At 46.5% G+C, this 10,554-nt stretch carries 9 protein-coding genes; all 9 read left to right on the top strand.

Translation table 11 applies throughout. From position 1 onward, the window contains the following. Nucleotides 1–184 precede the first annotated feature (184 nt). Entirely contained in the window at nucleotides 185–1,156 is a 972-nt protein-coding gene (locus QZR21_RS05960) for a hypothetical protein (protein ID WP_296974315.1), read from the top strand. A gap of 3 nt (nucleotides 1,157–1,159) precedes the next feature. Next, a complete protein-coding gene (locus tag QZR21_RS05955; protein ID WP_296974312.1) occupies nucleotides 1,160–2,179 on the top strand; it encodes a hypothetical protein in 1,020 nt (339 codons plus the stop codon). After that, nucleotides 2,169–2,930, top strand: a complete 762-nt coding sequence (locus QZR21_RS05950) for a DUF6339 family protein (RefSeq protein ID WP_296974309.1) — start codon at nucleotides 2,169–2,171, stop codon at nucleotides 2,928–2,930. Before QZR21_RS05955 ends, QZR21_RS05950 begins: the two co-directional genes overlap by 11 nt. 7 nt (nucleotides 2,931–2,937) lie before the next feature. Continuing rightward, complete coding sequence (locus tag QZR21_RS05945; RefSeq protein WP_296974306.1) at nucleotides 2,938–3,852, top strand: PD-(D/E)XK motif protein; 915 nt, start codon at nucleotides 2,938–2,940, stop codon at nucleotides 3,850–3,852. Nucleotides 3,853–3,867: 15 nt separating this feature from the next. Next, nucleotides 3,868–5,031: a DNA (cytosine-5-)-methyltransferase gene (dcm, locus tag QZR21_RS05940; protein WP_296974303.1), complete on the top strand. Its 1,164-nt coding sequence runs from the start codon at nucleotides 3,868–3,870 to the stop codon at nucleotides 5,029–5,031. A 24-nt stretch (nucleotides 5,032–5,055) separates the two neighbouring features. Further along, nucleotides 5,056–5,493 carry a very short patch repair endonuclease gene (locus QZR21_RS05935; RefSeq protein ID WP_296974302.1) on the top strand — a complete coding sequence of 146 codons (438 nt, stop codon included), beginning with the start codon at nucleotides 5,056–5,058 and terminating at the stop codon, nucleotides 5,491–5,493. 16 nt (nucleotides 5,494–5,509) lie between these two features. Continuing rightward, entirely contained in the window at nucleotides 5,510–6,301 is a 792-nt protein-coding gene (locus QZR21_RS05930) for an HNH endonuclease signature motif containing protein (protein WP_296974300.1), read from the top strand. A gap of 305 nt (nucleotides 6,302–6,606) precedes the next feature. Next, nucleotides 6,607–7,980: an McrB family protein gene (locus tag QZR21_RS05925; protein ID WP_296974297.1), complete on the top strand. Its 1,374-nt coding sequence runs from the start codon at nucleotides 6,607–6,609 to the stop codon at nucleotides 7,978–7,980. After that, nucleotides 7,955–10,384 (top strand): restriction endonuclease-like protein, encoded by a 2,430-nt coding sequence (locus tag QZR21_RS05920; protein ID WP_296974292.1) that lies wholly within the window; start codon nucleotides 7,955–7,957, stop codon nucleotides 10,382–10,384. Before QZR21_RS05925 ends, QZR21_RS05920 begins: the two co-directional genes overlap by 26 nt. The last annotated feature ends 170 nt before the right edge of the window (nucleotides 10,385–10,554 follow it).

Genomic DNA, 10,554 nt, shown 5'->3' with positions numbered 1-10,554 from the left:
ATAGCACATAGATGCATCGATTTAAAGTAAAGTAATTAATGTCGTTTACTATAGCTATATACCTTCAACTTTCAAAAAGATTAGTTATGAAAAAATCAGCATAAATAGTACATTCAAGGATTCCATGGTAGGTTGCGCGTCCTTCATTCGGATATCAAGAAATGATCTTTTCTATGATCATTCTATGATTCCATTATCCGCTTACTTGGGTAAATTTGATGAGAGTACAGAAGGGTCTGCTATTTTCATGTTTGCCCGGTTACCGGGGATGATTTTGGATTACAAAGTGGCGGATCGTTGGACTGCAAAGTTGCCGGTGACCGGTAAAAATGAGTATCTCTTTGTATTTTTCGTACCTAAGTCCTCAAATCCTTTCAAGATACCTATTATCGTAAATGGAGAAAAGGTAAATAGCTTAGGCGAATATTTACGGCAGTGTGAAAAGTCCGATCATCAAGATTGGTCGGATTCCGCCAAACAGACCATAGTAGAAAGACTGCAGCGTGGAATCGGCAATAAGATTTCTGCAAGATTTGTGAAGAATAAAATGTCGAATGTGGATTCCGGATATAGTGATTTAAGCCGTAGCGTCGGCCAGATATTATTACCTACAAAATCCAAGAGTTCGCCTAAAACAACTGCTGGAGGTAGTGGGAACTCCGGAGGTGGCAGTTCATCAATGGCGGCGGTTTCACTGCAAACCGGAAAACCTGCTTTTTCAGCGGATTGTATTAGTATTCCTTTTTCCGTATCTTTCAATACCATTAAGAAAAAGGCAACTATCGGGATTTGGGTTGAGACTGAAAAGGGGCAGTGGAATGAAGCAAAATGGTTTAAAGAAATGGGAAGACCATTCCCGTTTACCATTTATGGCATTCGAGATTTGAAGGCATTTATTGGGCAGGATAAGGATGTTCATCCATTTTCAGGAGACTTGAGTGCTAATAGTGGCACGGCTCAATGCGATATTTCCGAAATGGCGATTTCCAGTATTAAAAGAACTACAGAATCCGGTAATACCTTTGATGATGTATGCTCTTTTACCATAGCTAATACGGAACGCAAAGTTACAATTCAGGGAACACTTCTGTTACAAGCGAAAGACCGTAAATATAGTTGTGCGGTCAGGGAAGTTAAGGAAGTAAAGGAGGGTTGATGAATGGCTGAATTACATTTTTATCCGACAGTCCAATTTGACGGGGATGAGGAAGATCCCATTCTTGAGAATGCAGGATATAGCGATGAAGATTATGATTTCTATTACCGTGACAGTAATGATATTCGCCATGAGCTAAAACCATCAACCGGAGCTTCTTCACTGGCTTGTGAAGACGGAAGCTGGGATATGAATCGAGACGGTTTGTGGCTCTCTAAAGAAATACGTTTTCAGTATCCCAATTTGCTGAAGGGCCCATCCGGTATATTGTGCCGCGATGCCTCCTTGGGAGCTGCTATTATCTGGACTAATAGTTCTTTAAAGCAGATGGGATATATTCTTCCGGATGCTGTCAATTCCGACCATGGTGACATTGGATTTCATTTTGAACACTACTTCCAGCCAGGATCCATTGCAGATGATTTGTCTTTAAAGCTGATACTTTATGTGAAAAATCCGGCGGCAGTGGTTCAAGCTGATGAACAGTTCCTTATGAATGAATCCGGTGTATCCCTGGGTGTGGTAGATGAGTGTGACCTCAACTTTAAAGATAACCATGCTGTTTTCCCGGTCAAACAAATTCACGATAAGAATAGTCCCCTTTGGTATCTTGATGTAGGTGATTGGGAAGATCCGGAAGAAGATCTCTTTACAGAAGAAAATTTATGTCTCTACCTGAATACCTATTATAAAGATTGCCCGACGCTGGATAACGTTCAGGCAAATCCACATCTCCTTATAACAATTCTTTCGTCTGCTTACTTCATACTTTACCAAAAGCTTGATTCCAATCAGCTGGGCCGAGTCATTAATAGAGAAAATAGTTTTGAACCGGGCTCTATTTCTGAAGCGTTGTCCTTCCTTTACGGTCGTATGGAAGCTGATGACAAGGAACTATTTGATACCAGAAAAATTGAATGCCAAATGCGTGCTATCCAGAATACAATAAATGGTCTCATCATGTATTCTTTGGAGAAAACGTCAGGGAAAAAGAGAAAGGAGTCAAAAGCTAATGCAAAGTAGTTTACTCCATGTCTTGACAAAAGCAAAGGCTGCCCAATTGGTCAATACTTGGGATACCATGAGCGATACTGAATTTGATGAACTGCTGCAGAAATGGAAGAGTTATGATGTAGGCAATATCAGCGAAGCCTATGAAGGATTTCGCAGTCATATCGTAGATGCGTTTAAAGACACTTTATCCCAAACAACCTCCAAAAATATGTATCCGGTGGACCTGGCAGTTGGATTTGCTTTGTATAGGGAACTTAACTTTTATAAGGACTTCACCAATGTCATGGCGAATAATGATGATATGTGGCGCTATCTTTCCTGTATCGTATTTCCGGATATTACTTGGCTTCGATTCGAAAACGGAAAGAAACCCAAGGATACCATACGTATCAATAAAAAACGTTTCTACAGTCATCCTCGCAGAATTTGGGTGAAAACCCTTTGGTGGTATATTCATCTTGCCTGGCAGTATGATGGGGATAAATCATGGGAGGAGATGGAACAGGATACCTACAATGTGTTGAAGGACTATGGATCCGATACCATTAGTGATTTCATTGAACGCCCCGGAAAGGGATACCGTTTGCCATTAACCCGAGCTTTAATGAAGGGGTATGCGATGGAAACCAATAAGAATTCTGATCGTTTTAATCACATACAAAAGCAGAACTTGGTTAATTGTCGGAATATTGAGCCTGCTCTTACGGAGGGCAGAGAACCCGGATATGTTAAGCAGCTTTTGGCTGAAGTAAAGGAGTGAGCCTATAATGCTTTCTGAGGAGATCAAACGTGGCTGGAGCGTTACAGCCATTAATTATTCGACACCTATCAAAAGTCTTGAAAATACACCATTCAAAGGTTGGACTTTTCGTACATCAGAGGGATACGGTATTGCAATTCCGTATACCAAAGGTACACCGGTCAATGAAAGCTTTGCCGGCGTCATTTTAAGAAACCAGCAAGTTGTGCTCAATGGTCAGTCTCTTGAAGCATTGGAACTTATGACGGAAAAGGAAGGAGACATCCTGAATCCATTCTCTGTACTCTGTGCGGAATTTGCAAATCCGGGTCCTGATGGTGTATTCCGGGAAAAAATAGTTAATAATCCGGAACTCTGGTGGTCTGAGTGGAAAGAACTGCTTGGAAACAAGAATGTCGATGAGCGGGTCTATGACAATCTGGGAGAAATGGTTGTACTTCGTTACTTGAAACAGCATGGATTTGACGCTGTATGGCGCGGCCCTGAACATGCTACTTACGATATCGACTGTGGAGATGCTTTCTATGAGGTTAAGTCTACCCAGAAGAGAGAAGGTCGGCAGATTACTCTGAATAATTCTTTCCAGTTGGTTCCGCCTCCTGGTAAACAGCTTTATGTTATGCTTTGCCAGTTTGAACGAGCGGAAAAAGGGGAGACTATTAATAGTGTGTTGGAAGATCTCGTACAGCTGGGCTATAATAGGAAGGATTTGGAAAATAAGCTGAAGAAACTTGGTCTTGAACAGGGTAGATCAGCACGGGATAGGGCCTATGTGCTTCATTCCATCATTAAGTATCCGGTAAATAGTAAGTTCCCCTGCATTAAAGATGAATCGTTTGTGGGTGGAAAGATGCCGAAGAATGTGATCAGCATCTCCTATACCGTATCTTTGGATGGTGTGGATGGAGAAAAAATATTGTAAATTTGCGAGGGACGAATGACAACTATTGATTTATGCGCCGGTATAGGTGGCATACGGCGAGGATTTGAACTGGCCGGAGACTTTGAGAATATTCTGACTGCAGAAATCGATAAATCCGCCCAAAAAACTTATGAAACTTTATTTGGTGAAACCGAGTTTTACGATGTAACTGATGAAGATTCTATTATCGATGCGATCAATAAGGAAAATAAAAAGGTCGATGTCGTACTTGCAGGATTTCCATGTCAGGCATTTAGTCTGAGCGGGAAACGATTAGGATTCAAGGATACAACGAGAGGGACTATATTTTTTAATGTTCAAAGCCTCATAGGTAAATTGAAACCTAAGGCTTTTTTCCTCGAAAATGTGGCAAATCTTTTCTCTCACAATAAAGGTAATACGTTCAAGATCATCATTGATACATTGGAAAATGATCTGAATTACAAGGTTATCGGTGTTTATAGAAATCTTGTTGGTGGTATCTCTTATGAGAGAAGTTCCTTTGTAAGAAATACCTGCAATTTTGGGTTACCCCAGAATCGTCCGCGCACTTATATCATGGGATTTTCCAGGGAGTATTATGGGGATGCCATCCATGTGCTTGATTCACTGGAACTTCCTAAGTCTCGTCCCGGGGAACCAATATTCAAAGGCCTTGATGAAATTATTGATCCGAAAGTAGATCTTCATTATTACTTGTCCACCGGGTTTTTAACCACATTGATTAACCATAAGAAGCGGCAGAAAGCTCACAAAAATGGCTTTGGCTACTCAGTCGTTTATGACTCTGAAAATACAGCAAATAATGGTGAAACGATGGCTCATACTATTATGGCTACCGGTGGATCGGGAAAGGAAAGAAATCTGGTAAGACAACCGGGGCCGGAAATAGAGGCCTGGTTTAGAAATCATCCTTTACCGACAGATATTTATCCTGGGAAAAAGTCAAATCTCAATAGGGAGTGTATCCGGGCAATGACCCCTACGGAATGGGGAAGATTGCAAGGATTTATCGGATATGGCTTTATAGAAAACGGCGTTGACCAATTCCGATTCCCTGAAAATATGAAGGATACAGCCAAGTATAAGCAGTTTGGTAATTCCGTTTCTATTCCTATCATTGAAACAATGGCTGAGTTTATGGTTCAATGCTTCCGGCTTTTAGGTGAAAATCAGTAAATGATGATTTAGTGGGATGGTAATATGGCTGATCGAATTACAAAAGAGCAGCGCAGCCGCAATATGAGCCACGTACGCGGGAAAAATACGAAGATCGAAGTCAAAGTACGGAGCTATCTGTTCCGGAAAGGCTTTCGTTTTCGTAAAAATGACCACCGCCTTCCCGGCACTCCGGATGTGGTTCTGCCCAAGTATAAGACGGTTATCTTTGTGAATGGCTGTTTTTGGCACCAGCATCCGGGATGTAAGAAGGCTACTATCCCTGAAACTAATCATGACTTTTGGGAGAAGAAGTTAAGCAGTAATGTGGTGAATGACAAACTTGACCGAGATGCTTTGGAAGCGATGGGTTGGAAAGTCATTACTGTGTGGGAATGCGAACTCAAGAAAAACTTTGAAGATGTAATGGAAAGGATTGTTCACATACTTCAAGGTAAGAAGAGTGATAAACTACCGAATTGAAATCGGGGTGATTGACATGGCACGACGGGCTATAGAAGAACCGGAAGAAGTAACTACGCTAAAGCAATACTATGCAAAGTACTTGACGGATATTCGAGGACTCAAGCAGTCGACGGCTGTCCATTATCTGGATGCTCTTCGTACCCTATCCCGGCTCTTGAAAAGCCGGGGATTGGTCAAGAGAGATATTTATGAAGTAGGAAGCTTTGGACAGTTGCAAAATCTGAGGGATATTCTCTCAAAAGATCAGGAATATATAGGTCTCAATGAGCGAGGCGACAGTATGTACAGGGCTGCTTTGAATCACTTTCTGAGATTTACGCAGGGAGATTTTATAAATAAAATGAATCTTCCTGTAGAAAAGGTCGATATGCCTCTTGCGCCGCCTGCACAGATTGATATTGATGTTCCTTCTCTAATAGAGCCGCCGGAGTCTTATGAGACCACCACTAAGCATTGGAGACGGTCACCTATTATTCGTGACCAAGCTCTTGAATTCGCCAATTTCCATTGCGAACTTCATCCGGACCACCAGACATTCATAGCTGAGAGCACCCATCATCCTTACATGGAAGGTCATCACCTGATTCCCATGGCTAAGCAAGGTGAATTTGATCATAGTCTTGATGTGTATGCTAACATTATCTGTCTATGTCCTATCTGCCATCGTCGTATTCATTTAGGACTTAAGTCAGATCGAATTGACATGCTGAAGGAAATCTATGATCGCAGAGGGGAAAGGCTACAGCATAGTGGTTTGATACTTACGGAAAATGAGTTCGTGGAACTAGGCATGCGAAAAAGTTAAACCGGATAAAAGCGTCGGAGCTATGACTTCGACGCTTTTATTTTACCTGTAATCGTTTGCTGCTGAATATAAATCATGCTGCTATAATTAAGTAAATTACACGGCAATAAAGGATGGGTGATATTGTGGGGAAAATGCTGGATTCAACGATAGCCGCTTTGTATAAGTATGGGAAGATGTGCTATCTGGGTGAGATAAACAATAAAATCGCTGAGAAACGGGTCACTGAGGAACATCCGGAGGTGGCCGTTTCTTCGGCAAGGCATTATATGCGGTGGTATATGGAGATGCGGAATGGAGGATTTTTGACATGGAACTCCAATTCCCGGCTCCTTTTGTACTATGCAGAACACATTACCCTGGAGGAAGGTAAGGAGGCCGGTAAGACGGCCATTGAAAGTGCCATGAAATTTGCTGAGCATGAGAACAGGGATTCATTGATTCAGGATCTGGAGAAACTGGCCGCTAAATACGATATTACGCTAGATGAGGAATCGGCGGGTAAAGAAAAGGACAATACTGTACCAGCTGTTAAGGAGGAGAAACCCATGGACCCGAAGGATATTATTGCCCAGGTGAAGTCGTATATCCGGCAGAAGGGGTTCTTCTATCCGGACGGGGTTATCGAGAATCTGTATCTCAGCCTGAAGGCGAAGCCCTTTGTGATTCTGGCGGGGATTTCAGGAACCGGGAAGACGAGGCTGGTACGGCTCTTTGCGGAGGCCCTGGGGGCCAATGGGGAAAACGGGCGGTACAAACAGGTGGCTGTGCGGCCGGACTGGTCTGATTCTTCTGATTTATTCGGACATCTGGACCTGAATGGCCATTTCATTGCGGGGCAGCTCACCGATTTCCTGCAGGACGCCAGGGAGCACGAGAATTTCCCCTATATCCTGTGCCTCGATGAAATGAACCTGGCCCGGGTGGAGTATTACATGAGTGACCTCCTGTCCATCATGGAGACCAGGGAGTGGAAGGAGAACGGGCGAATCGGAACCGATGCGGTTTCTGTGGAGGGCTATGGGGATGTGGATCTGCCGGAAAATCTGTACATCATCGGCACGGTGAACATGGATGAAACCACGTTCCCCTTCAGCAAGAAGGTGCTGGACCGGGCGAATACCATCGAATTTTCCTATGTGGATCTGATACCCGATTTCTCGGAGGAACCGGAGCCCCTGGTGAAGAAGCTGGAAGTGTCCAATAGTTTCCTGCGGTCCGACTATCTGAAAATCATGGACTGCCATAAAGAGGATCAGGAAAATGCTACGAATTACAGCCGGGAACTCAGCGATATCAATGGCATCCTGGAAAAGGCGAATGCCCATGTGGGGTACCGGGTACGGGATGAAGTGGTCTTTTATATGCTTTATAATGACAAGCTGGGCCTGTTTTCTGAAGATGAGGCCATGGACCATGAAATTCTCCAGAAAATCCTGCCCCGCATCCAGGGGAGCAGCGGCGCCGTGCGGGACATGATCTGCGAACTCTTCAAACACTGTGCGGAAGACTATGAGGGATACCGGGATGACTCGGGAGAAGTGTACATAAAAATGGAAGCGGTGCTGGCAAAGGCGAGAAAAGACGGCAAGCCTCCCCGGTATCCGAAGAGCGCGGAAAAACTGGCTTACATGATGAGGAGATACGAGGAAGATGGGTTCACATCGTACTGGCTCTGATGAGCTTCTCTATATAGAAACGGACAAACTTCGCATTTCCATGAAGGGCCGGACACCGGCAGCCTGGATGGTGAAGGACGGGGAGGCGGAATTCCGTCTCTATTCCGACGATGCGCCGAAGGAGGTCATCCTTTCCGGAGAGGAACAGGAGCCCCGAAACCATGTATTCCGTACCCATCCTACCTTTTATGAGCAGAATCGTTATGAACTCCTGGTGGAGGGGCCGGAAGGGCATGTGGTATCGGTAAACCATGTGAATCTTTCCATTCGTAGTGCCATCACTCCTGTGGGGCATCATGAGAACATGGTGTCGGGAATTATCAATTTCCGCAATGATATCGGCTATTCCGATTTCGTGGTATCCCTGGACGGGGTGGAGGTGCTACGGTTCACGGTGGAAGTTTTCCCGGAGAAGATCAGCTATCGGAAGGACTACCAGGCTATTCTTCTGGATGTGACCACGGAGCTTTACAGCCTGGTCTTTGATTTCCTGCGGACCACCTATACCGGCTTCCGGCAGGGCGATGTGCGGTGCAGCAGTCCGGTGGAGTTCTTTGCGGTGATTTCGAGAATCTATGACCGGTTTCTCCGGTCCGTGGATAAGGTGATCCGGGAGCCCCACCACGTGCTGAAGACCCGGCGGGAAATCATGCCGGCCTATCGGGCGAAACGGTGTGACCATCAGTCTATCCGGTGGCTCATGAAGCACGGGAATCACGGAATCAGAAAAGGGGAGAACTGGCTGGTGGACCGCATCCCGGCGGTGAGTAAGCATATTTCCTATGACACCCGGGAAAATCGGCTCACCCGTTTTATGATCCAGAGCACTATCCGTCGGCTGCAGACGTTCCGGAAGCGGTATGGGGCTCTCTATGACCGGCAGGATGAGGACCTGCTCCGGCGGATGGATGGTATGGTGAACCGGCTGAACCGGCGGATTACGGGCTCCTTCCTTTCGGAGGTGGAACCGTCCGGGGAAAGTGCGGGGCTGTCCCTGGTCTTCATGATGGCGCCGGGGTACCGGGACTTGTATAAGTATTACCTTATGCTGGAACGGGGGCTGAATCTGACGGGGGATGTGTTCCACCTGTCCGTGAAGGATCTGGCCCAGCTCTATGAGTATTGGTGTTTCATCAAGTTGAACAGCCTCCTGAAGGGGCAGTACCGGCTCATTTCCCAGGATATCATCCGAACGGAAGGGACAAAGTTATTCACAACACTGGTCAAAGGGGGAAAATCGTCCGTACGCTATCGGAATCCGGTGAACGGGGAATCCATCGTCCTTTCCTATAATCCCACCTCCGCCGGGCTGCCTACGGTGCCCCAGAAACCGGATAATGTGCTCACCCTTACGAAGAATGGCATGGACGGCGGGGACCTGACCTATAAGTATATCTTCGATGCCAAGTATAAAATGGACCCGGCGGTGGAGGGGAGCTATTACTATAACTGCGTGTCCCACTTTCCGGGGCCCCGGGAAGTGGATATCAATACCATGCACCGGTACCGGGACGCCATCGTCAGCGAAGAGAGGGAGAATTTCTACGAGCGCACCATGTTCGGCGCCTATGTGCTCTTTCCTTATAATAAGGAAGAGGAGTACAAAAACCACCGGTTTTATAAGAGCATCGATGATGTGAATATCGGAGGCCTGCCTTCCGCCACCACCCTGGTGAAGGATATGCTGGATGAGCTGGTTTCCGACTCCCCGGAGACCGCTTTCGAGCGGAGTCTCCTGCCTGTGGGAATCGAGAGGAGGCTGGCGAAGGTGGACTGGAGCCGGCGGGATGTGCTGGTGGGGGTCCTGAAGAACCGGCAGCAGTTGGATGTGTGCAGGAAGTACCATTTCTACCACATCCCTGCCTCCCGGGTGGGAGAGGAGCACCTGCCCATCCATTATGTGGCCATTTACCAGTCCCGCCGTCTCTTCGGGAAGGAGAGCGGCATCTTCCTCTACGGGGAGGTGACGAAGTGCACTCTCCTCCGGCGGCGGGAGATCCGGGAACTGCCGAAGGATTCGGAGGCCCTTTATTATCGGTTCGACGTGAAGAGCTGGAAGAAGCTTCCCCGGCCCATCGGTGTCCGGGAGGGGGCCCAGGTGGCTCTCTTTACGAATCGTTTCCTCCTCCTCCTCCACAGCACCAAGGTGCCGGACCTCCTCATCCGGTCGGAGGAGGAATTCCGGCTCTACTACGAACTGAAGCGCCTCGCCGGCGGAAGCCTGGAGGAAAATCCCAGCCGCCCCCTCTGCTGCCGCTTCGGCAGCTGCCTTTTGGACTACGAAAAGGGGGAGGTGCGGGTCATCAGGGATGGAAGGATCTGCCGCACCTATCCGGCGGAAAAGATCATCCGGAGACCCTATGCGTACTTTGGGGAGATTAAGAGGAAGCTGGGGGAGGTCTAGGTCTAGATCTAGGTCTAGGTCAACAGCGGCTCCGCCGCGGGATCCTGTGGCTTACGGGCGTGCGTTCGAACGGGGGCTTCTAGCTGTTAGCTGCTAGGGAAACGCTGATTAAATAGGCTTTTTACAAGCGCTAATTATTCACAGCCATTTTCAGCAGTTTTGGGCGGGAT

Source organism: uncultured Dialister sp. (assembly GCF_900541605.1).
In the GTDB taxonomy this organism is placed as follows: Bacteria; Bacillota; Negativicutes; order Veillonellales; family Dialisteraceae; genus Dialister.
Note: the sequence above shows the minus strand (reverse complement) of the source record. Positions and strands in the feature narration are given on the sequence as shown.

What these genes read in the sequence shown, in the direction of transcription:
- QZR21_RS05960 (WP_296974315.1), top strand. Translation starts at nt 185, where the DNA reads ATGATTCCATTATCCGCTTACTTGGGTAAATTTGATGAGAGTACAGAA.
- QZR21_RS05930 (WP_296974300.1), top strand. Translation starts at nt 5,510, where the DNA reads ATGGCACGACGGGCTATAGAAGAACCGGAAGAAGTAACTACGCTAAAG.
- dcm (WP_296974303.1), top strand. Translation starts at nt 3,868, where the DNA reads ATGACAACTATTGATTTATGCGCCGGTATAGGTGGCATACGGCGAGGA.
- QZR21_RS05945 (WP_296974306.1), top strand. Translation starts at nt 2,938, where the DNA reads ATGCTTTCTGAGGAGATCAAACGTGGCTGGAGCGTTACAGCCATTAAT.
- QZR21_RS05935 (WP_296974302.1), top strand. Translation starts at nt 5,056, where the DNA reads ATGGCTGATCGAATTACAAAAGAGCAGCGCAGCCGCAATATGAGCCAC.
- QZR21_RS05955 (WP_296974312.1), top strand. Translation starts at nt 1,160, where the DNA reads ATGGCTGAATTACATTTTTATCCGACAGTCCAATTTGACGGGGATGAG.
- QZR21_RS05950 (WP_296974309.1), top strand. Translation starts at nt 2,169, where the DNA reads ATGCAAAGTAGTTTACTCCATGTCTTGACAAAAGCAAAGGCTGCCCAA.
- QZR21_RS05920 (WP_296974292.1), top strand. Translation starts at nt 7,955, where the DNA reads ATGGGTTCACATCGTACTGGCTCTGATGAGCTTCTCTATATAGAAACG.